This window comes from Pseudarthrobacter phenanthrenivorans (assembly GCF_036455295.1).
Lineage (GTDB): Bacteria > Actinomycetota > Actinomycetes > Actinomycetales > Micrococcaceae > Arthrobacter > Arthrobacter phenanthrenivorans_C.
Genome location: NZ_JAYXNX010000008.1, coordinates 46990 through 73320 on the forward strand (window position 1 = coordinate 46990; position 26331 = coordinate 73320).

Genomic DNA, 26331 nt, shown 5'->3' on the forward strand with positions numbered 1-26331 from the left:
CCAGCGCGTTGGCGGCAACCTTAGTGTGCAAAGTGATCCCATCCCCCGGTGTCCCCGGGCCGGCCCGCTGTCAGGACACCCGGGCCTTCATCGGTACCGAGTGCATGTATCGAGCCTATCGCAGTGAATCCGGGTGGCAGCTGAACGCCGGCAGGGAATGTGGCCAGCAGGCCGTGGTCCTCACCGCCGCCCAGCACCCAGGCTTCGGCATCGGCCCCCAGCAGTTTGGCTGCCGGCGCCAGGAGGCCCGCCAAGCGGGCCAGGGCCGCGGGATCGAGGGCGACGGCGGCATTGCTGGCGGTTGCCAGCCGCCCTCCGTCACGCAGCAGTCCGTCCGAAATGTCCAGCATTGCGGTGGCACCTGCGGCCCGGGCCGCGGGCCCGGCGTCGAGGGGCGGGCGGGGGCGGCTCTGCAGGTCCACGAAGACACGCTCCGCCGGCGCAAGCGTGTCCACGGCCACGCCCGACTCAAGCAGGGCCAAGCCGGCTGCGGCATGTCCCACCGTTCCTGCAAGCGCCAGGATATCCCCCGGCTGCGCGCCGGACCTGAGGACCGGCCGGCCGCCGTCGAGCGTTCCCAGGACTGCTACCGTCACCGAAATTTCACGCCCACGGCCCAGGTCGCCGCCCGCTACCGAACAGTGCGTCGCACCGAGCTCCCGGATGCCCGCCGTCAGCCCGTCCGCCAGGTCCTCCACCCAGCTGACGGGCGTGTCAACGGGAAGGGTGAGGCTGACCACCATGGACGTGGCGCGTGCCCCCATCGCGTTGATGTCGCTGAGATTCTGTGCCGCGGCCTTCCACCCGACGTCGAACCCGGTGGTGCGGTAGCCGTTGGGCCAGAGGAGCCGGAAATCCTGGTCCTGGACCTGGGTGTCGATGCTGATGACGGTCTGTCCGTCCGGCGCTGCGACGATTGCCGCGTCATCCCCGGGCCCCAGCACTGTGTTGATGGTGTGGGAGTCCTCCATGCGAAGGCGCGGAAAGATCCGGGCCAGCAGGTCGGCTTCGGAAAGTCCGGCGACGGTGGGCTGGCGGTCAACGCGGTTGCGGAGGTCTTCAGGCACGCCACTACGCTACCGCGCCCGGCCGACATCGTGTCCGGACGGGCCGTGCGGCGGCGATAGGCTGGAGTCATGCACCATCCCCAGTTGCCCCTGTCCGCCCGCGCCGCCGCCAGGATGGCGATGGTCGGGGCAATCGCCGTCCTGTCGTTGACAGCCTGCTCCCCCGCCGTTGACGTTACCGCTGCAAAGGACGCTGCCAATCCCGCATGCGCACCCATGATGGTGGCGCTCCCGGATGCCATCGGCGATTCGAAGCTGCGCAAGACCAACAGCCAGGCAACCGCGGCCTGGGGTGATCCTTCGCTGGTGATCCTTCGCTGTGGAGTCAACGTGCCGGGGCCGACGACGGACCGCTGCGTCACCGTCAACGGAGTCGACTGGGTCATCAAGGAAGGGGACCCCGTGTGGACCCTGACCACCTACGGCCGGGAACCTGCCACGGAAATCCTCCTGGACCCGGACAAGATCAGCTCCGCCACCGTCCTGGCTGACCTTGCCGCAGCGGCGGCAAAAGTCCCGTCGGTGCGGAACTGCGTGGGACAGGAAGACCTGCAGAACCTGCCAAAAAGCCAGTAGGTTTCTGCAGGCAGGCCCAGCCACCGGACACAGCCGGTGGCTGGAGCCGCCGCTAGCGGAGGCCGGTCCTGCGGTTCAGGGCCAGGTAGATGAGTTCGTCGATCAGGTCCGCGTAGTCCAGGCCCGAGGCAGCCCACATCTGCGGGTACATGCTCTTGGGCGTGAAGCCGGGCATCGTGTTGATCTCGTTGATGATCAGCTCGCCATCGGGCGTATAGAAGAAGTCCACGCGGCTCAGGCCTTCGGCACCCACCGCGTCGAACGCCGTGGCCGCCAGTTCGCGGACCCGGGAGATGGCCTCTGCCGGGATGTCGGCCGGGCAGCTGAGGGCCGCGGCGTCATCCTCGACGTACTTGGCATTGAAGTCGTAGAACTCGTGGGTCCCGCCGGCCACGGAAATTTCACCGGGCATCGAGGTGCGGGGCGCATCGGTCCCCCTGCCCTCCAGGACGGCGCATTCGATCTCGCGGCCCACGATTCCGGCTTCGATCACGAGTTTGAGGTCGTGGCGGCGCGCTTCTTCGATGGCGGCGTCCAGGTCCTCGAGCGCGTCCACCTTGGAGATGCCCATGGATGAACCTGCCCGGGCCGGTTTGACGAAGACAGGGAACCCCAGCCGGTCAACCTGTTTCCGGACGGATTCGGGGTCCCGGCGCCACTGCCTGTCAGTGACGGTGACGTACGGGCCAACGCGGAGCCCGGCGGCTTCAAAGACCACCTTCATGTAGTGCTTGTCCATGCCGACGGCCGATGCCAGGACCCCGGCGCCAACATAGCGGGTGTCCGAAAGCTCAAGGAGTCCCTGGATGGTTCCGTCCTCGCCGAAGGGGCCGTGCAGCAGCGGGAAGACCACGTCAACGGCGCCAAGTTCCTGCGGCACCTGGTTGGGTGAGGCAACGATCAGCTGGTGTTCGCCACCGATCTCGGCGAGGGTGACGGTTTCAGCGGAGGGTACAACCTCGGGGAGGGCGGACGCTGAGAGGGACCACTGTGCCGTTTCGGAGGGGGCCAGGACCCACTGGCCGGTCTTGGCGATCCCGATGGGGATCACCTCGTACTTGTCCTGGTTGATCGCGCCAAGCACGCCTGCTGCAGTAACGCAGCTGACGGAGTGCTCGCTGGAGCGGCCGCCGAAAAGCACGGCGACGCGCGGCTTCCTGGTGGTGCGCGTTTCTCCGGTGGCAGGTGTGTCTTGGGACATGGTCAGTAATCGCCTTCAGGTTTCAATTCCCGGGACAGCAGAACCGGCCCCAGTTGGTCAACGGACAGCTTGCCTGCCAGCACCGCGACAACGGCGGCAGTGATGGGCATTTCGACGCCTAGCTTGCCGGCAAGTTCATGGACAGCCTGCCCGGACTTGATGCCCTCGGCGGTCTGGGTCATCTTGCGGCCCACCTCTTCCAATGTCAGGCCCTCGCCCAGCAGCCGTCCTGCGGTGTGGTTCCGTGACAGCGCGGATGAACAGGTGGCCACGAGGTCGCCCAGCCCGGCGAGTCCGGCCATGGTCTTGGCCTCCCCGCCCAGCGCCAGCGCAAGCCGCGACGTCTCCGCGAGGCCCCGGGTGATCACGGAGGCTTTGGTGTTGTCACCCATCTGCTTGCCTTCACAGATGCCGACGGCCAGTGCGATCACGTTCTTGACGATCCCGCCAATTTCGACGCCGACGACGTCGGCCGTGGTGTAGGGACGGAAGTAAGGGGCAGTGCAGCTCCTGGCAAGCCAGCCCGCAGTGGCGGAATCGCTGCAGGCCACTACCGAGGCCGTGGGTTCCTCACGCGCGATTTCCATGGCGAGGTTGGGTCCGGAGACCACCGCGATGCGTTCGCGCGGCAGATCCAGTTCCTGGCTGATGACCTCGCTCATCCGCGCGTCGGTCCCAAGCTCCAGGCCCTTCATCAGGGAGACCACAACTGCTCCGGGTGCGATCATGTCCTTCCATTCCCGCAGCTGCGGGCGCAGGGACTGGGCGGGCACAGCCAACACCACGAGCTCGGCTCCTGCCAGTACCTCACGGACATCGGTGGAGGCCGTGATGTTCTCCGGCAGGACGATGTCCTTGAGGTAGTCACTGTTGCGGTGCTTGGTGTTGATCTCTTCGACCACTTCGGCGCGCCTGCCCCACAGCTTGATGGCACGCGGCGTTCCGGTGGCGATGGCGGCATCTGCGAGGATCTTCGCGAAGGTGGTCCCCCAGGACCCTGCGCCGAGGACGGCCACGGTGCGGGCCGCTCCCGGCTTGGCGTCAGCGGTCACGAAGCGTCCGTTCCTGCACTGGGCTCACGTCCGCGATCCACGAACCGGCCATGCTTGGACTGCTGCTGCTTGGCCGGGTCCCAGCGTTTCGACGGCGGCTGCTCGCCGCGCAGTCCTGCCAGCAGCGCGGTGATGGCATCCATGATCACGTCGGTAGCTTCCGTCAACGTGGCTTTGTCAAGGGGACGGCCGGCAAAGGCGCTGAGGTCCACGGGGTCTCCCACCACCACGCGCGAACGCTTGCGGGGAAAGACATGGAAGGTCTTCCCGTACCTGGGAAAGACCTCATGCGCGCCCCAGTGGGCGATGGGGACCACGGGGATACCGCCTTCGAGGGCGAGCCTCGCGGCGCCGGTGTGTCCCTTCATCGGCCACAGGTCGGGATCGCGGGTCAGCGTTCCCTCCGGGTAGATGATGATGGCGCCACCCTCAGCCACGATCTCCTGGGCAACCTGGAGCGAGCGGTTCGCGCCCGCCGTCGAACGTTCCACCGGCACCTGCTTGGTGGCGCGCAGGAGCGTGCCCAGGCCAGGAACCTTGAACAGCGCAGCCTTGGCCAGGAAGTGCGGCGCCCGCTTCTGGTTGTACAGCATGTGGCCCACCACCAGAGGGTCGATTTCGGTGCAGTGGTTGGGAGCGGCAATGAAACCGCCGGCGGGCAGTTTTTCCGTGCCCTCCCACGACTTGGCCATCATGAGGTTCAGCAGCGGCCTGGCAATGCCCGCGATGAACGCAAACGTGGCCCTGCTCTTGGCAGATTCCTTCACAGTCCCGCTCTACTTCGTGGTGGTGATGTCGAAATCGGCACCGAGGCCGGCCAGCTTCTCGGTAAAGCGCTCGTAGCCCCGGTTGATGATGTCGATGCCGGTGACCCGTGAGGTTCCCGTGGCGGCCAGTGCGGCGATCAGGTGGCTGAACCCGCCGCGCAGGTCCGGAACGTCAATATCGGTTCCCTTGAGCTGGGTGGGGCCGGAAATCACCGCGGAGTGCAGGAAGTTGCGCTGGCCGAACCGGCAGGGAACGCTCCCCAGGCACTCGCGGTGGACCTGGATGCTGGCGCCCATGCGGATCAGGGCATCCGTGAAGCCGAAGCGGTTCTCATAGACAGTCTCGTGGACGATGGACACGCCCTCGGCCTGGGTCAGGGCCACCACCAGCGGCTGCTGCCAGTCGGTCATGAAGCCCGGGTGGACGTCCGTCTCAAGGACCAGCGGGTTCAGCTTTCCGCCCTTGTGGTAGAACCGGATGCCGTCCTCGCCGATGTCCATTCCCCCGCCCACCTTCCGGTAGGTGTTCAGGAACGTCATCATGTCGCGTTGGGACGCGCCCTCGACAAAGATGTCGCCGCGGGTCACCAGCGCAGCCGATGCCCAGGAGGCGGATTCGTTGCGGTCCGAGAGCGCCCTGTGGTTGTAGCCGCCCAGGTCCCGGACGCCCTCAATGCGGATGGTGCGGTCAGTCTGGACGCTGATGATGGCGCCCATCTTCTGCAGCACGGCAATCAGGTCAACGACCTCAGGCTCGGTGGCGGCACCGGAAAGTTCGGTAATCCCTTCCGCGCGGGTGGCGCTCAGCAGGACCTGCTCCGTGGCACCGACGGACGGGTAGGGCAGCGAGATCTTGGCTCCGTGCAGGCCCTTGGGAGCGGAAATGTGGATGCCGCCGGGGCGTTTCTCGACGACGGCGCCGAACTGGCGCAGCACGTCCAGGTGGTAGTCGATGGGCCGGTCCCCGATCTTGCACCCACCCAGGTCCGGGATGAAGGCTTCGCCGATGGCGTGGATCAGCGGCCCGCACAGCAGGATGGGAATCCGGGAGTCCCCGGCGTGGGCGTCGATAGCGGTGCTCGGCGCCGTCTTGGCTGCCTTGGGGTCCAGGGTGAGGTCGCCGTTGACGGGATCCTTCTCCACTGTCACGCCGTGCAGCTGCAGGAGCGAGGTGACCACTTCCACGTCCTTGATCTCCGGCACGTTCCGCAACACCGAGGGTTCGTTGCCCAGCAGTGCCGCCACCATTGCCTTGGGGACAAGGTTCTTTGCCCCACGGACGCTGACGCGGCCTGTAAGCGGGACACCGCCGCGGATTGTCAGAACACTACTCATATACCGGTTTCCTCACGATCACTAGCCCCCAAACACCTTGCAAAGGCTCCAACCAAGCATAGGAGGTCGCGTTACCGAACCGAAATAAGGGGGCGCCGGCGGCGGGGCGTGGCGGACGCGCTCCCGCCGCCGGACAGCGCCCGGTGGCTAGGAAACCCTGGCCGGCAGCGTTTTGGGCTTGAACGCCGGGCGGGTTTCCTCGTAAGCGGTGATGTCGGTTTCATGCTGCAGGGTGAGCCCGATATCGTCCAGGCCTTCGAGGAGGCGCCAGCGGGTGTAGTCGTCGATGTCGAAGGGGGCCACGATGTTGCCGCAGACCACGGTCTTGGACTCAAGGTCCACGGTGACCTGGGTGCCCGGAGCGTTTTCGAGTTCCTTCCAGATGAGCTCGATGTCATCCTGGGCCACCTGCGCGGCCAGCAGGCCCTGCTTGCCGGAGTTGCCGCGGAAGATGTCCGCGAAGCGCGAGGACAGGACGGCCTTGAAACCGTAATCCTTCAGCGCCCAGACGGCGTGCTCACGCGAGGAGCCGGTGCCGAAATCCGGGCCTGCCACCAGCACCGAGCCCGCGCTGTAGGGCTCCTGGTTCAGGATGAAGGACGGGTCCTTGCGCCAGGCGGAGAACAGGGCGTCCTCGAAGCCGGTGCGGGTGATGCGCTTGAGGTACACCGCGGGGATGATCTGGTCGGTGTCGACGTTGCTCTGGCGCAGCGGGACGCCGACGCCGGTGTGCTTGGTGAACTTTTCCATGGTGTTGTCCTAGGCTGCGTGGCTTGCGGATGGGGTTTCGACAGGCTCAACCACCGGTTCTGGTGCCGGTTCGAGGTCCGACGGCGAGCTGAGCGTGCCGCGCACGGCCGTGGCTGCTGCCACTACCGGCGAGACCAGGTGGGTGCGGCCGCCCTTGCCCTGCCGGCCTTCGAAGTTGCGGTTGGAGGTGGAGGCGCAGCGCTCCCCCGGTTCCAGCTGGTCCGGGTTCATGCCCAGGCACATGGAGCAGCCGGCGAACCGCCATTCGGCCCCGAAGTCCTTGAACACGCGGTCCAGGCCCTCGGCTTCGGCTTCGAGCCGGACGCGGGCCGAGCCGGGAACCACGAGCATCCGCACGTTCGGGTCCTTGGTGCGGCCGCGGATGATGTCCGCAGCGGCCCGCAGGTCCTCGATGCGCGAGTTGGTGCACGAACCCAGGAAGACGGTGTCCACCCGGATGTCCTTCATGGGTGTACCGGCCTCGAGCCCCATGTACTGCAGTGCGCGTTCGGCAGCGGCCTTGGCGTTTTCGTCGCCGAAGTCTGAGGGATTTGGCACGGCCTCGGAGAGGGACACGCCCTGCCCGGGGTTGGTGCCCCAGGTGACGAACGGCTCCAGCGTGCCGGCATCCAGGTCCACCTGGACGTCGAACGTGGCGTCGTCGTCGGTCTTCAGGGTGTTCCAGTACTCGACGGCGGCGTCCCAGTCCGCGCCTTCAGGCGCGTGGGGGCGTCCCTTCATATACGCGTACGTGGTTTCGTCGGCGGCCACCATGCCGGCACGGGCACCGGCCTCGATGGACATGTTGCAAATGGTCATCCGTGCGTCCATGGAGAGCGCGCGGATGGCAGAGCCGCGGTATTCCAGGACGTAGCCCTGGCCGCCGCCGGTTCCGATCTTGGCAATTACTGCGAGGATAATGTCCTTGGCGGTCACGCCCGGGCGCAGGGTTCCTTCGACGTTGATGGCCATGGTCTTGAACGGCTTGAGCGACAGGGTCTGGGTGGCCATGACGTGCTCCACCTCGGAGGTGCCGATGCCCATGGCCAGGGCACCGAACGCGCCGTGGGTGGAGGTGTGCGAGTCGCCGCAGACAACCGTCATGCCCGGCTGGGTGAGCCCCAGCTGCGGACCAACGACATGGACAATGCCCTGCTCGGCGTCGCCCAGGCTGTGCAGCCGGACACCGAACTCGGCGCAGTTGTTGCGCAGGGTCTGGATTTGGGTGCGGCTGGTGAGGTCGGCAATAGGCTTGTCGATGTCCAGGGTGGGGGTGTTGTGGTCCTCCGTGGCAATGGTCAGGTCCGGCCGGCGCAGCTTGCGGCCAGCCAGGCGCAGGCCTTCGAACGCCTGCGGGGACGTGACTTCGTGGACCAGGTGGAGGTCGATGTAGAGAAGGTCGGGCTGGGCGTTGGCACCTTCGCCGTCACCTTTGCGCACCACATGTGCATCCCAGACTTTCTCGGCCAATGTCTTTGCCATGGCCATCTCCCTTCACTGCTGTTTGGCTGATTAGTCCAACTGAATCAGGACGGCTCCGCGATACGCCAGCCGAAAGATTTGCATCTCAGATATTGAGACGGCAATATCATTACATGGACAATTCTAGTGGAGTCGGTGTCATTGATAAAGCAGCCCAGGTGCTCGACGCACTCGAGGCCGGCCCCACCACGCTGGCACAGCTCGTGGCGGCCACCGGCCTGGCCCGGCCCACCGTGCACCGCCTTGCATTGGCGCTTGTCCACCACCGCCTGGTCAGCCGCGACATCCAGGGCCGGTTCGTCCTCGGCAGCCGGCTGGTCGAGCTCGCCTCGGCCGCCGGCGAAGACCGCCTGATCGCCTCCGCCGGCCCCGTGCTGATGCAGTTGCGCGATGCCACGGGTGAAAGCGCCCAGATCTTCCGGCGGCAGGGCGACTGGCGCGTCTGCGTCGCCTCCGCAGAGCGCCCGATCGGCTTGCGCGACACCATCCCGGTAGGCACCCAATTGTCCATGAAGGCCGGTTCCGCCGCCCAGGTCCTGCTTGCGTGGGAAGACCACGACCGGCTCCTCGAGGGCTTGCAGTCGGCCCGCTTTACGCCCACCGTTTTGGCGGGCGTCCGACGACGGGGCTGGGGACAGAGCCTTGGCGAACGCGAGCCGGGGGTCGCCTCTGTCTCGGCGCCGGTGCGGGGCCCGTCGGGCAGGGTGATTGCAGCGGTCTCCATCTCCGGCCCCATTGAGCGCCTGACCCGCCAGCCGGGCCGCCTGCACGCGGAAGTTGTCTGCAACGCCGGACGCCTCCTTACCGAGGCCCTGCGTAAGAACAACGACTGACGCACGGACACCGGCAGAACATGAACGCGGCCGACGGCGGTCCGCCCCGGGCCATCCGGGCGCTAGGCTGGGCCCATGGGCAGCTATGCGGTATTCCTCCGCGGCATCAATGTTGGCGGAATCAATATCAAGATGGCGGCCCTGAGGGACGCGTTGAAAGACTCCGGTTTCCCGGACGCAGCCACGCTGCTGGCCAGCGGCAACGTGGTGCTCTCCAGCAGCCTGGACGCAGCCGCCGTCAAGCGGGAATGCGAAACGTGCCTCCGCTCAGCATTCGGTTACGAGGCGTGGGTGGTGGTGCTGGACGCCGGCAGGGTGGCCCAACTCGTGGCGGCCTGCCCCTATCCCGACGACGACAAGTCCACCCACTCGTACATCACCATGTCATCGGACGCCGCAGTCCTCGATGAACTGGAGGCCGCAGGAGCCGCCCTGGACGGTCACGACCAACAACGGCTGGGACCGGAAGCGCTTGCCTGGCTGGCGCCGGTGGGCGGAACCCTGGACAGCCCCTTCAGCAAAATTAGCGCCAAAGCCAAATTCAAGGCATCGACCACCACCCGCAACCTTCGGACGCTCATCAAGGTCCGTGACGCCGCCGCGGCTCTTCCGGCCAGCGGGGCAACTGGCAACTAAGCGGCTTCCGCCTCCTTCAACGCCTTGTTTGAAATCGGCGATCCGGGCAATCTGCCGTTCCACCGGCGGCCACCACCAACTCTGCGTCGCGGCTGCGGGACGCAATAGGTCGTTTCCGGAAAATGAAGTGCTCTGATGGGGCGTTTCCCGTGTGGCCGCAGGAGGTGATGGGCGTCGTGGCCGGTGCGCCATGTTGGGGAAACAAAAATGGCCCCGGGCTGTTGCCCGGGACCATTTCGATGGTGACCCCAGCGGGATTCGAACCCGCGTTACCGCCGTGAGAGGGCGGCGTACTAGGCCGCTATACGATGGGGCCGAGTACTTTCGGCAGCGTTTCCGCTGCTCAAGCTCAGTGAGTATTTCACACACTTCGCCATGGTTTCAAATCGGCGAACCGGCCTGAAACCTTCTGTTCCGGGGCTGAAATCAGCCTTCAAACCAGAGCTGGGATACCAGGACTCGAACCTAGAATGACGGTACCAGAAACCGTAGTGTTGCCAATTACACCATATCCCAATGGCACTTTCGGGCCGGCTTTCAGGGCTTTTTCCCTGCTCCGTGCGCCTCAGCACGAGAAATTACTTTACCCGAGACTTTCGGCTCGCACAAATCGAGACCCGCCCCGCACGGATGCCACCTGCGGGGCAATCCAGCCAAACCCTTGCCCGCGGCATCTCGATGTGGTTACTCTCGAGTAAGTTACCCATCGGTAACAACCTCCCTGCCCTGTTGCTCCGGGCACCCACGAGGTCACGGGAACGCCATATCAACCACGGTTCACACCACCGGGCAGCGCCGTCCGGCGGATAGTTAGGAAGTGTCAGCGTTGACAACCCGCACTGCAGCCATCGCATCAGCCAGGTCCGGACTCCGGTCCCAGTCCACGGCAATCATCGCCCTGTCCCTGCTACTGGTCCTCTTCCTTGCCTTTTACACCTACCTGACCGGTCAAATCTCCAACGGAGCTGTCCAATTGATGGACGGGGCAGAGCAGGCCGCCGCCGGAGCGGCACAGCTTAGGGACGGTTCGGGGCAGCTGGCCACGGGCGCCGGCGCCGCTGACAAGGGCTCGGTGCAGGTCAAGGACGGCGCCCGGAAGGTCAAAGACGGCAGCACCGAATTGAACGCGGGGGCGCAGGCCCTGCAGTCCGGCGCCGGAAAGATCTTCTCCGGGGTGCGGGACCAGCTGGCGCCCGGTGTGGACAAACTCCACGCCGGCACCACCAAGCTGCAGAATGACGTCCTGAACAAACTCGTCCCGGGGGTTTACCAGGTGGACGATGGCGCCCGGAAACTCCAGGCTGGTGCCGTCGCCCTGTCCGCGGCCCTGACTCCCACGCCCGCAGGAAACGCACCGGACAATCTGGCCGATGGTGCGGGGCAACTCGCAGCGGGTACGGGCCAGCTCCTGGCCGGTACCGGGCAGCTTGACGCCGGCGCCGCCAGCCTCAGCGCCGGGACGGCAGCACTGAAGAACGGCACTGGCCAGCTTGCGGCCGGTGCGGGCCAGCTGAAGGGGTACCCGGGCGCCGGCAATGATCCCACGAAGGGCGACGGGCTTGCGGCGCTCAGCCAGGGACTGGACCAGCTCGAAGCCGCCGCCAACGGACCGCAGGGCCTGGTGCCCCTGGCGGTGCTCAAGGACCAGATCGCCAAACTGGCGGACGGCGGCCGGAGGGCCTACGCCGGCGCAGCCCAGCTCGATGCCGGTGCAGCAAAAGTGGATGACGGTGCCAGGCAGTTGAACGACGGCGCCGGCCAGCTGAAGGCCGGAACAGGCAAGTTGAACTCCGGGGCCGGGCAGTTGAACGACGGCGCGGACCGGCTGAAGGCAGGCTTCGGCATCCTGGCGCAAAAGCTCAACGCCACCGATCCGCAGAACCCCGGCATGGTGCTGGGGACCACCATGCTCGCTGACGGCACCGCCAAAATCAGGGTGGGCATGGACGGCGTCCCCGGCGACCCGGAGAGCCCCGGCCTGATCTACGCCGCGAACAACCTGCAGGACGGCACCACCAAACTCAGCGCCGGCGTCAGCGGCGACGGCGATCCTGCCAATCCGGGCCTGCTGGCCGGAACCCAGGCACTCTCGGACGGCACCGCCACCCTGAGCCAGGGAACGGGGCAGCTTCAATCAGGTTCGACGCAGCTGGCCGACGGCACGGGCCAGCTCGCTGAGGGCAACGGCAAGCTTGACGACGGTTCAGGAAGACTGGCCGAAGGCGCCGGCAAGCTGGCTGACGGCAACTCGAAAATCGCCGCCGGAACACAGGAGCTGCACTCGAAAGTCGCGGCTGTTTCGCCGTCGTCGTGGCTCGACAACCCGGTAATCGCCCTGTTGCTGGTGGCCCTCCTGGTGGCCGCCGCCGTGGCAGCCTACGTCCTTCTTCGCAGGCGCGCCCTGCGGACCGGAACGGCAGGCTGAAAACAGGCACAAACCCGTTGGCAGTGGCCGCGCTCCTGCACTGACAGGACCGCGGCCGCGCCGGCCGCTACGCTACTTCAAAAGCTGATTGCTACTTCAATAGCTGATCGAGGGACGCCACCATGCCGCCGTCGAAGTCCTCCACGATTTCCCCCACTCGGTTCAGCCAAACGCCAACCAGCCCGGCGGCCGTCGAACCTTCCGCGTCCAGCAGGCGGTTGTCCCCCACATACAGCGTGTCCCCCGGGGCCGTACCGAGCAGCCGGACTCCTTCGAGGTACATTGCCGGGTTGGGCTTGGCCACACCCAGGGTGTCTGTGCCCACGAGATGGGTGATCCGTTCCAGCCCGGCGCCGTCCAGCTTGGCCCGCTGGTAGTCGTGGACGTTGTTGCTCACGGCTCCGTAAGGGATACCGGCACCGTCCAGGGCGTCCAGCAGGGGCAGCACGTCGGGAAACGGCTTGACGTATGCGGGCTGCTTCTCCATGTAGGCCGTCAGCCACCGGTGCGATTCCTCACCGTCGGCCAGTTCCACCCCGAAATGCCCAAGCGCGGCCCGTCCACGCAGGAGCCGCTGTTCGTTGAAGGTCAGCTCCCCGGCCAGGTAGCGGTCGTAAAAGTGCGTCGTCTCATGGGTGAAAATGCGGCCGAACCGCTCCCACCCGGCCTGGTCCAGGCCGGGCAGGAGGTGCTCGCTGACTTCGCGCAGGGCGGTGGTCATCGAGTATTCCAGGTCCACCAGGGTGTCGTCGATGTCGAAGAGGACGCCGCGGACCACCCCGAAGGGTGTGGTCAGGGCCCCGGCACGCGCCTGGCTTGGGGCAGTCATCAGCCGCGGAAGGCGCGGAGCCGGCGCAGGGAGGACTCCTTGCCCAGGATCACCATGGACTCGAACAGTGGCGGCGACACGCGGCGGCCGGAAACAGCCGTGCGGACCGGCCCGAACGCAAGCCGCGGCTTGATCCCCATGTCCTCCACCAAGGCCTGCTTCAGGGCGGCCTGGATGTCTTCCGCCGTCCAGTCCTCAACCGACTCCAGTGCGGCAATGGCGGCGTCCAGTACCTCGGAAAGGTTGGCGGGAAGGCCCTTGCGCGCGTCATCGGCGATATCGATGGCGTCGTCGGCTTTGAACAGGAAACCCAGCATCTCCGGTGCTTCGCCCAGCAGCGTGATGCGCTCCTGGATCAGGGGTGCGGCTTCGGTGACAATTTCTTCCTCGCGGTCCGTCAGGATCTCCCCTACCAGGCCGGCTTCGCGCAGGTAATGGGCCACCCGGTCACGGAATACCTTGGGCTCAAGCATCCGGACGTGCGTGCCGTTGATGGCCTCGGCCTTCTTCAGGTCGAAGCGGGCAGGGTTGCCCAGGACGTCATGGATGTCGAAGTGCTGCACGAGCTGCTCCACCGTGAAGATGTCCTCGTCAGCGCTGAGGGACCAGCCCAGCAGGGACAGGTAGTTCAGGAGCCCTTCGGGGATGAAGCCCCTCTCGCGGTGCAGGAAGAGGCTGGACTCGGGATCGCGCTTGGAGAGCTTCTTGTTGCCCTGGCCCATGACGTAAGGCAGGTGGCCGAATTCCGGCATGTACTCGGCGACGCCGATCGCGTAAAGCGCCCTGTACAGGGCAACCTGGCGCGGGGTGGAGCTGAGCAGGTCCTCGCCGCGCAACACATGGGTGATGCCCATCAGCGCGTCATCCACCGGGTTCACCAGGGTGTACAGCGGTGCACCGTTGGCACGGACCACGGCGAAGTCGGGCACGGATCCGGCCTTGAACGTGATCTCGCCGCGGACCAGGTCGTTGAATGTGATGTCCTCATCCGGCATGCGGAGGCGGAGGACGGCCTGGCGGCCCTCTGACCGGTACTGCGCCAGCTGCTCCTCCGTCAGGTGCCGGTCAAAGCCGTCATAGCCCAGCTTGGGGTCCCGGCCGGCGGCGCGGTGGCGTGCCTCGATCTCCTCGGGGGTGGAGAAGGACTCGTAAATGAAACCGCCGTCGTGCAGCCGCTTGATGACGTCCTGGTAGATGTCGCCGCGCTGGGACTGCCGGTACGGCTCGTGCGGGCCGCCCACTTCCACGCCCTCATCCCAGTCGATGCCCAGCCACTTCAGCGCGTCCAGCAGCTGGTGGTAGCTTTCCTCGCTGTCGCGCGCGGCGTCCGTGTCCTCGATCCGGAAGACCAGCGTGCCCTGGGTGTGGCGCGCGTAGGCCCAGTTGAACAGGGCCGTCCGGATCAGCCCCACGTGCGGGGTGCCCGTGGGTGACGGGCAGAAACGGACCCGGACGGGCGTCTCGGCGGTGACGGGCGGGATGGAGGCGGCGGGTGACGAAGAAGCGATACTCATAGTGGCTTCAACTTTACCCGCCTGCCCGGGTGCAGCCCTCCCGTCCCGCGGGACCCGGCTAGCGGCGGACGATCGGGTTGGAGAGCCGGCCGATGCCCTCGATCTCCACCTCGAAGCGGTCGCCTTCCTTGACCAGGCCAACGCCCGCGGGGGTGCCGGTCATGATCACGTCGCCCGGCAGCAAGGTGAAAGCCTGGGATACCACGGACACCAGTTCACGCACGCCGCGGATCATCTGGCTGGTGCTGCCGTCCTGGCGGACTTCCCCGTTGAGCCTGCCGGTGATCTGGAGGTCTTCGGTGTCCAGGTCGGTTTCTATCCAGGGCCCCAGGGGGGCGGAGGTGTCGAAGCCCTTGGCGCGGGTCCACTGCAGGTCCGTCTTCTGCACGTCGCGCGCGGTGAGGTCGTTGCCGCAGGTGTAGCCGAAAATGACGTCATCCACGCGCTCCTCGGGAACATCCTTGCAGATCCGGCCGATCACCACGCAGAGTTCGGCTTCGAAGGACACCTCCTCCGAGAATTCCGGCAGCACCACGGGATCGTTGGGACCTACGACGGCGGTGTTGGGCTTCAGGAACAGCAGCGGCTGGGCCGGTATCTCGTTGCCCAGTTCCTTGGCGTGCTCGACGAAGTTCCGGCCGACGCCGATCACCTTGCTGCGGGGGATGATGGGCGCCAGCAGCCGGACGTCCTCCAGCTTGTGGCGCACGGAGGTGCGCTCCACTCCATTGAAGAAGGGATCGCCGTGGATGACAGTGATTTCCTCACTGCCCGGTTCACCTTCAACAACGCCGTACAGGGGATCGGAATCGACAACAAACCTGGCAATACGCATGGCTCCTACCCTACCGTCCCGCCGGCACCGGGCTGCCCTTCGGCGCTGCCGCGCAGGTAGGACAGCTGCGCGGCCACGGACAGCTCGGCAGCACGCCTGACGGAAGCTCCGACGTCGGCATAGACGGCGTCAGCCACGTCGCCCACGGATGCGTCCCGGCCCAGCGTGCCCAGCGCGGCGCGGACCTGCGCCAGCCGGTCCTCCCGGTGGGCCCGGTAATCCCTGGCGATCGCCTCAAGGGACGGCAGCACGGGGCCGTGGGCGGGAAGGACCGTGGCGGGTCCCAGGGCTTCCAGCCGGTCCAGGGATGCGAGGTAATCGCCAAGGGTGCCGTCCGGATAGTCCAGCACGGTGGTGCCCCGGCCAAGGACGGTGTCCCCGGTGAGCACGGATCCGCATTGACCGTCCGCCGGCAGGTGGAAGCAGACGGAGTCCGAGGTATGGCCCGGGGTGGCCAGCACGGCGATGTCCACTCCTGCCGCACGGATCGCTTCCCCGTTGGCCAGGGGCTTTCCACCACCATGGCAGTGGGCCGGGTCCGCGGCACGTACCGGCGCACCCGTCAGTTCATGCAGGCGCGCGGATCCCGCCGTGTGGTCTGCATGCCGGTGCGTCACCAGGATAAGTTCGACGTCGCCCGCCCCGGCCAGCGCGGACAGGTGGGTTTCATCCGGGGGGCCAGGGTCCACCACCACCAGGGCGGAGTGCCCCGGGGCAGCAACAAGGTAGGAGTTGGTGCCGTCCAGGCTCATGGGGCCGGGATTGGGGGCCAGGATGAAACGGGTCAGCGGGGAGCTGGGCTGCAGTGCGGGGCCGGGATGGGAGGTCACTGACCCATCCTTGCATCCGGTGCCGCCCCTCCCCAGTCCGTCTCCACCACAACCTCGGAATAGAACTGCGGCCGCCCCGGGTTGGCACCCAGTGACAGCAGCACGTTCCCCACAGGAAGCCTGAATCTCCCATGAGCACCGCATTACTCGCAGACCTTCTCGCCCAAGCCGACGCAGACGGCCACGACCACTCGGCCACCGAAAAGGCCACCGGCCTGCTGCACGTCCACAATCACGCCACGGGCAGCATCGTGTGGTTCCCCACCTGGAAGAAGTTCCGCGAGACGGCCGACTGGAGCGAAGCCGTCGCCGCGATCACTGCGGAAGTGGACGCTGCATCCGCACCGGCGGACCAGGCCGGCGCCGCAATCCTGGCCGCAGACCTGGAAACCCTGCTGGACCAGGCATCCCGTTCCAGCGACGCCAAGGTGTTCGTGCAGGAAAACCTCACCCGCCATCTGACCCGCACCTGGGCTCTGGGCGACGCCGTGGCCAAGGCCGGCAACAAAGACCTGTTCACCGGCGGCGCCATGCCCTCCGTCTTCGCCGGCTACCCGTACGATGTCTACGCCCAGGATGGCGGTGTCTTCGCCAGCACGCTGTGGAACGACATCGTCGACGCCCGGCGCAACCGGGCCCTGTCGGAGGAAGCAGCCCGCAAGGCACTCAAGCCGGTGTCGCGCAAAGCCATGAAGAACGCCGCCCGGAAGGCAGCGCGGCGCTGAACCACCGCCGTCGGCCGTGACGCAGAACGGCGCCTGCCGGACCAAAGTCCGGCAGGCGCCGTCGTGCTTAAGCTTCTGGCTATGCCAGGCGCGTGAGCCAGCCGTGCGTGTCCGGTTCGGCGCCGGTCTGGATGCCAAGGAGCTTTTCGCGGATGGCCATGGTGACCTCGCCGGCCTTTGCGTCCTCGGAGCCGATGAATTCCGTGGCGTCCTTGAGGACTCCAATGGGGGTGATGACCGCTGCGGTGCCGCAGGCGAAGACCTCGGTGATATCGCCGGAGGCCACGCCGTCGCGCCACTCGTCAAGGGTGATCTTGCGCTCGGCCACCTCGCGGCCCATGTCCTTGGCCACCTGGATCACGGACATCCTGGTGACGCCTTCCAGGATGGTGCCGGTCAGCGCGGGGGTTGCGAGCGAGCCGTCCTTCATGACGAAGAACACGTTCATGCCACCCAGCTCTTCGACAGCATTGTCGTTGGCCTGGTCAAGGAACAGCACCTGCTTGCAGCCGTTGGCTTCGGCTTCCTGCTGCGCGATCAGGGACGCGGCGTAGTTGCCGCCGCACTTGGCGTCGCCGGTGCCGCCGCGGCCGGCACGGGCGTACTGCCTGGAGATCCAGATGGAGACGGGCTTGAGTTCCCCGCCGAAGTAGTTGCCGGCAGGCGAGGCAATCACCCGGAAGGAAACCTCACGGGCAGCGCGGACGCCCAGGAAAGCCTCCGTGGCGATCATGAAGGGCCGCAGGTACAGGGCCTCGCCGTCACCGGACGGAACCCATTCCTTGTCAACGGCCACCAGCTCGCGGATGGCGCCAAGGAAGTACTCCGCCGGGAGTTCCGGCAGGGCCAGGCGGCGGGCAGATTTATTCAGGCGTGCCGCGTTGGCCTCGGGCCGGAAGGTCCAGACTGAGCCATCCGCATGGCGGTAGGCCTTGAGCCCTTCGAAGATCTCCTGGCCGTAGTGGAACACGGCTGCGGAGGGGTCCAGGACAATCGGACCGTAGGGTTCGACGCGCGCGTCGTGCCAGCCGCCGTTGCCGTCCGCGTCAACGCTGTAGTCGACGATGGCGGTGTGGTCGGTGAAGTAGTTGCCGAATCCCGGGTTTGCCAGGATGGCTGCACGCTCTTCGGCGGACTTCGGGTTCTCCGAGGGCTGCCGGGTGAATTCGACGCCATGGGCGGTCTGAGTCATGGTTCCTCCACGATCGGCCGCCCCGGGTTCAGCGCTGAACTGCAAGGCGGCATTTGGTGATTCGAGACAAGCTTACGCCCGAAGCCGGCGGCCCCGGCGCGGGCTAGAGGCCGGCGGCGATGGCGTCGCCGACGGCGCTGGTGCTGCGTGCCGTGCCGTCGCGCTTTTCGACGTCGGCAACAACGGCCGCTTCGATCCGGCGGGCGGCGTCGGCGTAGCCCAGGTGGTCCAGCAGGAGGGCTGCGGACAGGATGGCCGCGGTGGGGTCTGCCTTGCCCTGCCCTGCGATGTCCGGCGCGGAGCCGTGGACCGGCTCGAACATCGAAGGTGCTGTCCGGTCCATGTTGATGTTGCCGGACGCTGCCAGGCCGATGCCGCCCGTGATGGCAGCGGCGAGGTCGGTGATGATGTCGCCGAACAGGTTGTCAGTGACGATCACGTCGAAACGGGAGGGGTCCGTGACCATGAAGATGGTGGCAGCGTCCACGTGCAGGTAGTCGTGGGTGACGCCGGGGAATTCCTGGGCGACGGCTTCGACAGTGCGCTTCCACAAGTGCCCGGCGAAGACCAGGACGTTGTGCTTGTGCACCAGGGTGACGTGCTTGCGTTCCCGGAGGCTGGCGCGCCGGAAGGCGTCGCGGACCACGCGCTCCACCCCGTGGGCCGTGTTCAGGGACACTTCCGTGGCTACCTCGTGCGGGGTTCCCGCCCGCAGCGAGCCGCCGTTGCCGACGTAGGGGCCCTCGGTTCCCTCACGCACCACGATGAAGTCGATGGTTCCGGGGTTGGCCAGCGGGCTGCCCACCGTGCCGTAGAGCCGGGAGGGCCGCAGGTTGACGTAGTGGTCCAGGCTGAAGCGGAGCTTGAGGAGCAGCTCACGCTCGATGATTCCGGAAGGGATGCGGGTGTCGCCGGGAGCGGCGCCCACGGCACCAAAGAGGATGGCATCGCGGGTCTTCAGGTCTTCCAGGACGTGGTCCGGGAGGGTCTCCCCCGTGGCGAGCCAGTGCTCGGCACCGAGCTGGTAGTGCGTCTGCTTGAGCTCGGCACCCTCCGCGGCGACAGCCTTTTCCAGGACTTTGAGGGCCTCTGCGATGACTTCGGGGCCGATGCCGTCGCCGGGAATAACTGCAAGATCGATGGAGGATGCGCTCATGTTTTCAGCGTAGCCAAGACATCCATATGCTGGTCAAGCTGTCTCAGCTTTTGGACAGGAGCGCATCCGCCACCGGTGGCAGGACGGCTTATTCCGCCGGTTCCTCGAACTTGGGGAACACCGGAGCGGGGGCAGGCAAAGTTGTGCCGGCCACGATCGGCGTGGCGATGGCGGCAAACTGCCGTGCATCGCCTTCCGGCTGGCCCAGTGCCTCCAGGAGCTTGGCCGTGGCGTTGGGCATGACCGGCTGGGCCAGGATGGCAACGATCCGCAGCACTTCAAGCGTCACATACAGGACGGTATTCATGCGTTCGACGTCGGTCTTCCGCAGCACCCAAGGGGCCTGCTCGGCGAAGTAGGCGTTGGTATGGTGCAGCACACCCCAGAGGGACTCCAGGGCGCGGCTGAACTCCTGCTTGTCGAAGGCGGCGCGGGCAGCATCCAGCAGCCCGTTGGCCTGGGCCAGGATGGCGTTGTCATCCGCAGTGAATTCGCCCGGGACAGGCACGGCCGCACCGCAGTTCTTGGCCACCATGGACAGGGAACGCTGGGCCAGGTTGCCGAAGTTGTTGGCGAGGTCCGAGTTCATCCGGCCCACGATGGCCTCATGGTTGTAGCTGCCGTCGGCCCCGAACGGCACCTCGCGCAGGAAGAAGAACCGCACCTGGTCCAGGCCGTACCGGGCCACGAAGTCGGCAGGCGCCACCACGTTGCCCAGGGACTTGGACATCTTGACCCCGTTGTTGTGCAGGAAGCCGTGGATCATCACCCGCTTGGGCAGCTCCAGTCCCGCGCTCATCAGGAAAGCCGGCCAGTAGATGGCGTGGAAGCGGGAGATGTCCTTGCCGATGATGTGGACGTCGGCGGGCCAGTACTTCCGGAACTTCTCCGACTCCGTGTCCGGATAGCCCACGCCGGTGAGGTAGTTGGTCAGCGCGTCCACCCACACGTACATGACGTGCTTGTCGTTGCCCGGGACCGGAACGCCCCAGTCGAACGTGGTCCGGCTGATGGACAGGTCCTCCAGGCCGCGCTTGACGAAGCTGATGACCTCGTTGAACCGGTACTGCGGGGCACCGAACTCCGGGTGGGATTCGTAGAGGGCCAGCAGCTTGTCCTGGTAGGCGGACAGCCGGAAGAAGTAGCTCTCCTCAGCCGTCCACGTCACCTCGGTGTCCGTCTCTTTCGAGTAGCGCACGCCGTCGTCCTTCACCACGGTCTCGTCTTCGGCGTAGAACGCCTCGTCACGCACGGAGTACCAGCCCTCGTACTTATCGAGGTAGATATCGCCGTTGGCCTCCATTTTCTTCCAGATGGCCTGCGAGGCGGCGTAGTGGTCTGCGTCCGTGGTGCGGATGAACCGGTCGTAGCTGATGCCCAGGGCGGAGTGCGCCTCCTTGTAGACCGCGACGTTCCGGTCCACGAGTTCCTTGGGGGTGATGCCTTCCTTCTCCGCCGTCTGGGCGATCTTCATGCCGTGCTCGTCCGTGCCGGTCAGGAACATCACGTCATAGCCGTCCAGCCGCTTGAAGCGGGCCATGGCGTCGGTGGCAATGTACTCATAGGCATGCCCGATGTGCGGCACGCCGTTGGGGTAGGTGATGGCCGTGGTGATGTAGAACGGCGTTTTCTCTGGAGCAGTCACGGTGCGGACGGTTACCTTCGGTGCGATGGGGTGGGCTAGATCAGTTCTGTCAGGGTATCGCTCAGGCGGACCAGCTCGTGGTCGTGCGAGGCCACCAGGACAGCGATGCCGTCCGAAGTGGTGTCCTTCAGGATGCTGATGATGCGGTTGGCGGAGGCACGGTCCAGGGAGGCGGTGGGCTCATCAACCACCAGGACCCTGGTACCCAGGATCAGTGCGCGGGCGATCGCCACACGCTGCCGTTCGCCGCCGGACAGCTGTGCGGGACGGTGCCGCATGCGCCGGCCGAGGCCCACCAGGTCCAGCAGGTCCTTGGCCATGTCGCGCCGCTGGTCCACCTCGCCGTCGGGGACGGCGGGCAGGAGGACGTTTTCGAGGGCGCTCATCCCATCAATCAGGGCACCGCCCTGGTCCACGTAGCCGATGAGGGCACGACGGCGGTCGGCGATTTCGTCGTCGCCCATGCTTTCGAGGGAATCACCTTCCCAGAGAACGCGGCCGGACGTGGGCAGCGTGAGTCCCGCGCCGACAGTCAAAATGCTGGTCTTCCCGGAGCCGCTCCGGCCGGCGACGCAGTGCATCTCGCCCGCGTGCAGGGTCAGGTCGAACCCTTCGACCACGCTGACGGCCTCGGCCCCGCCTTTACCGCCGCCGTACCGGATGGTGATGTCGCGCATTTCCAGCGGGGTGGCGTGGTCGGCCGACTTGACGATGGTGTTGGCCCGGGTCTGCAGGGGGACCTCGTTGGAGCCGCTCCTGCGGCTGCGCTGGACGTTCGTCGGGTTTGTCATTGGACCACTTTCGTTGCAATCGGTATCCAGCAAATTACAGCCACCAGCCCCGCGACGGCAGCCCAGATGGCTGCGTAGGGTGCCAGCAGCAGGCCGATGCCCAGGGCGCCCAGCACGCCCAGCGGCAGGGCCACGGCTCCCACCAGCGCGTTTTCGAAGAACCGCACCTGGCGGAGCATGTCCGGGTTCCAGCCCATGGCCTGGAGGATGCCCAGGTACTGCCGCTTGGCGTTAAGTTCGAAGCGGCCGGTTACCAGGGTGAGCACCAGTCCCACGGCCACCCCGGCAAGCGCCAGCAGCATGCTGGGCAGCGTTACGCTGGCTGCGGCCAGGCCGCTCAGGGCGCTGGCGCCGGCTGCCCGCGGGATGTCGATGAGGAGGGCGATCAGCCCACCCACGGCAGCACCGAAGACGCCGACGGCGACGGCCAGCGACAGCGTGTTGAACTTGTTGGTGCTCAGCTGGCGGTTGGCGAAGGTGAGCGGGGAGTCCACCTGGATGAGCCGTTCGTCATGCTGCGGTTCCTGGTCGATCTCGTCGCGGTGGCGCAGCTGCCGGGCGGCGAACAGGGCCGCGCCGCAGTACAGGACCAGGACCGCAACGCACACCAGGGCCGTGGCGACGCTCCAGCTCAGCAGGCTCAGCACCAGGCCAGCGGCAGCGAGAAGCACGGCACCGACGCCGAATTCCTCAAGCACCCAGCTGCGGATCCGCCGCTGGGTCCACCCCATGGCGCGAAGGGTGCCTGCCTCGCTGCGGCGCTTGCGGATATAGCTCACCGTCGAGGCGCCCGTCAGGAGGGCCGCTCCGCACAGGGTAAGGAAGAGCAGGGTGATGTTGGTTCCGGACAGCGCTCCGGTGACTGCTTCCGCGGCGTTCTGGCGCACCCAGGACTGCTGGACTGTGCCCAGCGGCGATTCCTTGCCGGCGTCGTCCTTGGAGTAGCCGGGCACGAAAATACTGGTGTCCTCACGGGCTGAACCGGCCACCACGGTGGCGTCCAGGCCCATGGCCCGGATCTCGGCGGCGAGCTTCTCCACCTCGGGCTGGGCGTCCTTCCAGCTGCCCGGCGCCTTGGCGCGGACACGGATGGCGTCGATGACCGCAGCGTTCTGCTTGTAGCCGCGGGCGGCGGCGAGCCCGTAGTAGTCGGTGATGGCGCCGGCGGACTGGCTGGCCAGTCCCGTGGCGCTGAGCGACGGCTTAAGCTCCGCGGACGGAACGTCCTTGCCGGACGCGTCCTTGACCAGGGTGAAGGGCGTGGGATCGTAGCCGCCCAGCGGGAGCTTGTTGACGTCACCCGAGGCTGCCTCGACGGCAGCGGGGTCGAAGGTGCCGTAAACCATGGGCAGCGGCTGCCCGGCCTGCTGCTGGCCGGTGGACAGGTTGTCCCGGTAGGACCGCTCGTCCACGGGATCACGCTGGGTCTGGTCGACGGGAGCACCGTTGGCGGCCTTGTCCGGCAGGCGGTTGACGGTCACCCAGTCGCCGGGCACCGCGGTCTTGTCCACGGCGCCGTTGGCGGCGGTTCCGCCATCGGTGTACTTGGGGGCACCGGCAAAGTCGGTGCTCCATTTGGCGGGCGTGTAAAGGCCCGGGTTGAAGTTGCCGTTGTTGCCCAGCAGGGACGAGTGGTCCGTCGAACCGGGCCAGGACAACACGAAGGGATCCTTGGAAACGAAAGGCAGGTAATCCTTGCCCAGCGACTTGGAGACGGTGCCGACGTCCTTGACCACCTTGCCGGCGTCGTCAATTTCCTCGATCTTGACGTTGTACTTCAGGTCCAGCGAGGTGCCGGAGCGCACGATCAGCGGAACGGCCTGCGAGCCGCTGGTCAGCTGGCCGCTGCTCTTGGCCTGCTGGTACTGGGTCATCAGGGGCGCCCAGTACTTGAGCTTGACGCCCAGGAAGTCGGGTCCTTCCTTCAGCTGGTCCATGCTGATGCCGCTGCTGAACAGTCCCTGCAGGTAGCGGCCCACGGCGCCGGCGTCGCGCGCGTCGGCGGGGGGTGCCTTCTCCAGTGGAGCCAGGAAGTCACCCGCCGAGCCCAACAGGGCCCGTTCTGCCGCGGGGTCCACGGCCACGACCGATTCGGTGACCTCAGGTGCGAGCGGCAAGGCGACGGAAAGGTTGAAGAGGTTGTGCTCGGAACCGCCGGCGGGGGCGGGGAACTTGATGCCTGTCTCCCCCGCGGGCGGGGCGATGCGGATGCTGGTGCCGCCCTGCGTCTTTTCCTCCACCAGGCGGGCTTTACCGAGGGTGCCCTCAGCGGTGGTCTTGAACAGGGTCTGGTCCGACTTCCCGTCCGAGCTGACGGCACTGGCAGTGATCCGGTACTTCTTGGCGGTGTCCGTCAGCACGGATTCGGGCGCGGGCCACTTGTCCGGGGCCGTGGCTCCGGCGGCCTGGTCCGCCGTTGAGGCGCCGGCCAGGCCGGCGTTGTAGCCGAGGTAGTCCATGGCGTCCAGCCGGGGTGTTTCCAGGTTCTGGGTGACGCGGGAGACCAGGCTGATAGGGGCGGCGACGGACGTCCCCGAAAGCTTCCGGATGGAATCCAGCTGGTCGAAGCCGATGCCGCCGGCCCCGTTGGCGATCTCCGGCTGCAGGAGCGCCCCGGAGGGCGCTTTGGCCTGGACCAGGATGTCGTAGAGCCCCCTCGAATTCTCATCAACCGTCCGGTTGAGCGCAGCCTGCGACTGGCTTTGGACGAGGACCGACAAGCACATGGCTGCGATCAAGATGGCCGCGGTCAACAGCAGCACCCTGCTTCTGATGAACCTCTGGACGGCGTTCATGGAACTCCCTGAAACCTGGATTGCGTGCGCACACCTCCATCCGCCCGGGCAGACGTGGAGCATGGCGGACGGATGTGCAAAGGGTATTGGCCGGCCTGCCGGCTACGGTCCTGAATCAGGACCAAGCCATTGTAAGCAGACCGGCCAATCATACGTGGCTCCGCCTGGAGGTGCCGCGGCGAAGAGGCGGTTTCGGCGTTTCGGCCGGTGTGTCGCGTTAGTCTTCCAGGTCCACTTCGCGGACCATCTCAGCGCCGATGCCGGCCTTGATGGCATCCAGCACCTGCTGGGGAACGGAGCTGTCGATGGTCAGCAGGGCGAGCACCTGGCCGCCTTCATTGGAGCGGGCAACCTGCATTCCGGCGATGTTGATGTTGTTCATGCCGAGGATGTGTCCGATGGTTCCGATGACGCCGGGACGGTCCGTGTAGGCAACCACCACGAGGTGCTCGCTGATGGGAATTTCAACTTCGAAGCCGTTGATGCCCACGAGCTTTTCGATCTGCTTGGGGCCGGTCAGGGTGCCGGATACAGAGATCTGGGTGCCATCGCTGAGGGCGCCGCGCAGGGTCAGGACATTGCGGTAGGACTCGGTCTCAGGGGTCGTAATGAGGCGGACGTTGATCCCGCGCTGCTCGGCGATAACCGGGGCGTTGACGTAGGAGACCTGCTCGGTGACGACGTCGGCGAAGATGCCCTTGAGCGCTGCGAGTTCGAGTACCTTGACGTCGAGGGAGGAGATTTCGCCGGCCACTTCCACATCGAACTGGGTCAGGGATGCGTGGGTCAGTGCGGTGAAGATACGGCCCAGCTTCTCGATCAGCGGGATGCCCGGCCGGACGTCGGGGGCAATGACGCCGCCGGCAACGTTGACGGCGTCCGGCACCAGTTCGCCGGCGAGGGCCAGGCGGACCGACTTGGCAACGGAGACACCGGCCTTCTCCTGGGCTTCATCCGTGGAGGCGCCCAGGTGGGGGGTGACCACCACGTTGTCGAGCTTGAAGAACGGCAGGTCCGTGCTGGGCTCCTTGGCGAAGACGTCCACGCCGGCACCGGCGATCTCACCGTCCTGCAGGGCGGTGAAGAGGGCTTCCTCGTCCACCAGGCCGCCACGGGCCACGTTGACGACGTAAGCGGTGTTCTTCATCTTCCGGAAGGCGTCTGCGCCGAGCATGCCGACGGTCTCAGGCGTCTTGGGCATGTGGATGGTGATGAAGTCGGACTGCGCCAGGAGCTCGTCGAGGGTCACCAGCTGCACGCCAAGCTGCGCGGCGCGGGCGGAGGTGATGTAGGGATCGTAGGCCAGGATCTTGGTTTCGAAGCCCTTGAGCCGGGCTGCCACCAGTGCGCCGATGCGGCCCAGGCCGATGATGCCGATCTTCTTTTCGAACAGTTCGATGCCCGTGTACTTGGAGCGCTTCCATTCGCCGTCCTTGAGGGCGGCGCTGGCCTGCGGGATGTGGCGCGCGAGGCTCAGGATGTGGCCCACGGTGAGTTCTGCTGCGGAGACGATGTTGGACGTGGGGGCGTTGACCACCATCACGCCGGCCTGGGTGGCGGCCTTGATGTCCACGTTGTCCAGTCCGACGCCGGCGCGGGCGATGACTTTCAGGTTCTTGGCGGCGGCGATTGCTTCGGCGTCCACCTGGGTGGCGGAGCGGACCAGGATGGCGTCCACGTCACTGATGGCCGAGAGCAGCTGGGAACGGTCGGCGCCGTCGGTCTGGCGGATTTCGAAGTCCGGGCCAAGGGCCTCGACGGTGGCGGGGGAAAGTTCTTCGGCGAGCAGTACTACGGGTTTTGACACGGCTGATCCTCTGCGTTGCAGTCCTGGGGATGTAACAAGTCTAGGCCGACGGAAAGGCCGGGCTCACATTGTTAAGTGTGAACCCGGC

22 protein-coding genes and 2 tRNA genes are annotated in these 26331 nt (G+C 66.4%); 5 read left to right on the forward strand and 19 right to left on the reverse strand.

All coding sequences use genetic code 11. From position 1 onward, the window contains the following. Positions 1 to 20 precede the first annotated feature (20 nt). Positions 21 to 1067: a thiamine-phosphate kinase gene (gene thiL / locus VXJ37_RS11950; protein ID WP_331323250.1), complete on the reverse strand. Its 1047-nt coding sequence runs from the start codon at positions 1065 to 1067 to the stop codon at positions 21 to 23. A gap of 69 nt (positions 1068 to 1136) precedes the next feature. On the opposite strand from thiL, the gene VXJ37_RS11955 reads away from it, so the two are divergent. Further along, positions 1137 to 1643 (forward strand): DUF3515 domain-containing protein, encoded by a 507-nt coding sequence (locus VXJ37_RS11955; RefSeq protein ID WP_331323251.1) that lies wholly within the window; start codon positions 1137 to 1139, stop codon positions 1641 to 1643. A gap of 52 nt (positions 1644 to 1695) precedes the next feature. Here the strand turns inward: VXJ37_RS11955 and VXJ37_RS11960 are convergent, their stop codons facing one another. The 6 genes from VXJ37_RS11960 to leuC form a co-directional block, all read right to left on the reverse strand. Beyond that, on the reverse strand, positions 1696 to 2844 hold the full coding sequence (locus VXJ37_RS11960; RefSeq protein ID WP_331323252.1) for a D-alanine--D-alanine ligase family protein: 1149 nt from the start codon (positions 2842 to 2844) through the stop codon (positions 1696 to 1698). A gap of 2 nt (positions 2845 to 2846) precedes the next feature. Beyond that, entirely contained in the window at positions 2847 to 3896 is a 1050-nt protein-coding gene (locus VXJ37_RS11965; protein WP_331323253.1) for an NAD(P)H-dependent glycerol-3-phosphate dehydrogenase, read from the reverse strand. Then, a complete protein-coding gene (locus VXJ37_RS11970; protein WP_331323254.1) occupies positions 3893 to 4663 on the reverse strand; it encodes a lysophospholipid acyltransferase family protein in 771 nt (256 codons plus the stop codon). Before VXJ37_RS11970 ends, VXJ37_RS11965 begins: the two co-directional genes overlap by 4 nt. A 9-nt stretch (positions 4664 to 4672) precedes the next feature. After that, positions 4673 to 5998 (reverse strand): UDP-N-acetylglucosamine 1-carboxyvinyltransferase, encoded by a 1326-nt coding sequence (gene murA / locus VXJ37_RS11975; RefSeq protein WP_331323255.1) that lies wholly within the window; start codon positions 5996 to 5998, stop codon positions 4673 to 4675. A 147-nt stretch (positions 5999 to 6145) separates the two neighbouring features. Further along, entirely contained in the window at positions 6146 to 6748 is a 603-nt protein-coding gene (gene leuD / locus VXJ37_RS11980; RefSeq protein ID WP_331323256.1) for a 3-isopropylmalate dehydratase small subunit, read from the reverse strand. A gap of 9 nt (positions 6749 to 6757) precedes the next feature. Continuing rightward, positions 6758 to 8230 (reverse strand): 3-isopropylmalate dehydratase large subunit, encoded by a 1473-nt coding sequence (gene leuC / locus VXJ37_RS11985; protein WP_331323257.1) that lies wholly within the window; start codon positions 8228 to 8230, stop codon positions 6758 to 6760. 113 nt (positions 8231 to 8343) lie between these two features. Here leuC and VXJ37_RS11990 point away from each other — a divergent pair, with 113 nt between their 5' ends. Then, positions 8344 to 9063 carry an IclR family transcriptional regulator gene (locus VXJ37_RS11990; RefSeq protein ID WP_066276894.1) on the forward strand — a complete coding sequence of 240 codons (720 nt, stop codon included), beginning with the start codon at positions 8344 to 8346 and terminating at the stop codon, positions 9061 to 9063. A gap of 75 nt (positions 9064 to 9138) precedes the next feature. After that, the gene (locus VXJ37_RS11995) at positions 9139 to 9699 is read left to right on the forward strand and encodes a DUF1697 domain-containing protein (protein ID WP_331323258.1); all 561 of its coding nucleotides are present in this window, start codon (positions 9139 to 9141) and stop codon (positions 9697 to 9699) included. A 240-nt stretch (positions 9700 to 9939) separates the two neighbouring features. Here the strand turns inward: VXJ37_RS11995 and VXJ37_RS12000 are convergent. Continuing rightward, positions 9940 to 10015 (reverse strand) — tRNA-Glu (locus VXJ37_RS12000). Positions 10016 to 10143: 128 nt separating this feature from the next. Further along, positions 10144 to 10215, reverse strand: a tRNA-Gln gene (locus VXJ37_RS12005). Between the two features lie 301 nt (positions 10216 to 10516). Between VXJ37_RS12005 and VXJ37_RS12010 the strand changes: the two genes are divergently transcribed. Then, positions 10517 to 12124: a hypothetical protein gene (locus tag VXJ37_RS12010; protein WP_331323259.1), complete on the forward strand. Its 1608-nt coding sequence runs from the start codon at positions 10517 to 10519 to the stop codon at positions 12122 to 12124. Between the two features lie 91 nt (positions 12125 to 12215). Here the strand turns inward: VXJ37_RS12010 and VXJ37_RS12015 are convergent, their stop codons facing one another. The 4 genes from VXJ37_RS12015 to VXJ37_RS12030 are packed head-to-tail and all read right to left on the reverse strand — an operon-like array spanning position 12216 to position 16132. Further along, the gene (locus tag VXJ37_RS12015; protein ID WP_331323260.1) at positions 12216 to 12953 is read right to left on the reverse strand and encodes an HAD family hydrolase; all 738 of its coding nucleotides are present in this window, start codon (positions 12951 to 12953) and stop codon (positions 12216 to 12218) included. After that, entirely contained in the window at positions 12953 to 14467 is a 1515-nt protein-coding gene (gene gltX, locus VXJ37_RS12020) for a glutamate--tRNA ligase (protein WP_331323261.1), read from the reverse strand. Before gltX ends, VXJ37_RS12015 begins: the two co-directional genes overlap by 1 nt. Positions 14468 to 14525: 58 nt before the next feature. Continuing rightward, positions 14526 to 15302, reverse strand: a complete 777-nt coding sequence (locus VXJ37_RS12025; protein WP_331323262.1) for a fumarylacetoacetate hydrolase family protein — start codon at positions 15300 to 15302, stop codon at positions 14526 to 14528. A gap of 5 nt (positions 15303 to 15307) precedes the next feature. Next, the gene (locus tag VXJ37_RS12030) at positions 15308 to 16132 is read right to left on the reverse strand and encodes an MBL fold metallo-hydrolase (RefSeq protein ID WP_331323263.1); all 825 of its coding nucleotides are present in this window, start codon (positions 16130 to 16132) and stop codon (positions 15308 to 15310) included. 131 nt (positions 16133 to 16263) lie between these two features. Here VXJ37_RS12030 and VXJ37_RS12035 point away from each other — a divergent pair, with 131 nt between their 5' ends. Continuing rightward, positions 16264 to 16857, forward strand: a complete 594-nt coding sequence (locus tag VXJ37_RS12035) for a hypothetical protein (RefSeq protein WP_331323264.1) — start codon at positions 16264 to 16266, stop codon at positions 16855 to 16857. 79 nt (positions 16858 to 16936) lie between these two features. On the opposite strand, the gene VXJ37_RS12040 is transcribed toward VXJ37_RS12035, so the two are convergent. The 6 genes from VXJ37_RS12040 to serA form a co-directional block, all read right to left on the reverse strand. Next, on the reverse strand, positions 16937 to 18049 hold the full coding sequence (locus VXJ37_RS12040) for a branched-chain amino acid aminotransferase (RefSeq protein WP_331323265.1): 1113 nt from the start codon (positions 18047 to 18049) through the stop codon (positions 16937 to 16939). Positions 18050 to 18152: 103 nt separating this feature from the next. Next, positions 18153 to 19205 carry a 3-isopropylmalate dehydrogenase gene (locus VXJ37_RS12045; RefSeq protein ID WP_141941967.1) on the reverse strand — a complete coding sequence of 351 codons (1053 nt, stop codon included), beginning with the start codon at positions 19203 to 19205 and terminating at the stop codon, positions 18153 to 18155. 88 nt (positions 19206 to 19293) lie between these two features. After that, positions 19294 to 20850, reverse strand: coding sequence for a methionine--tRNA ligase (gene metG / locus VXJ37_RS12050; RefSeq protein WP_331323266.1), 1557 nt, complete (start codon positions 20848 to 20850; stop codon positions 19294 to 19296). A gap of 35 nt (positions 20851 to 20885) precedes the next feature. After that, a complete protein-coding gene (locus tag VXJ37_RS12055; RefSeq protein WP_331323267.1) occupies positions 20886 to 21641 on the reverse strand; it encodes an ABC transporter ATP-binding protein in 756 nt (251 codons plus the stop codon). Continuing rightward, complete coding sequence (locus VXJ37_RS12060) at positions 21638 to 24436, reverse strand: ABC transporter permease (protein WP_331323268.1); 2799 nt, start codon at positions 24434 to 24436, stop codon at positions 21638 to 21640. Before VXJ37_RS12060 ends, VXJ37_RS12055 begins: the two co-directional genes overlap by 4 nt. A 217-nt stretch (positions 24437 to 24653) precedes the next feature. After that, positions 24654 to 26243, reverse strand: a complete 1590-nt coding sequence (gene serA, locus VXJ37_RS12065) for a phosphoglycerate dehydrogenase (RefSeq protein ID WP_331323269.1) — start codon at positions 26241 to 26243, stop codon at positions 24654 to 24656. Between the last annotated feature and the right edge of the window lie 88 nt (positions 26244 to 26331).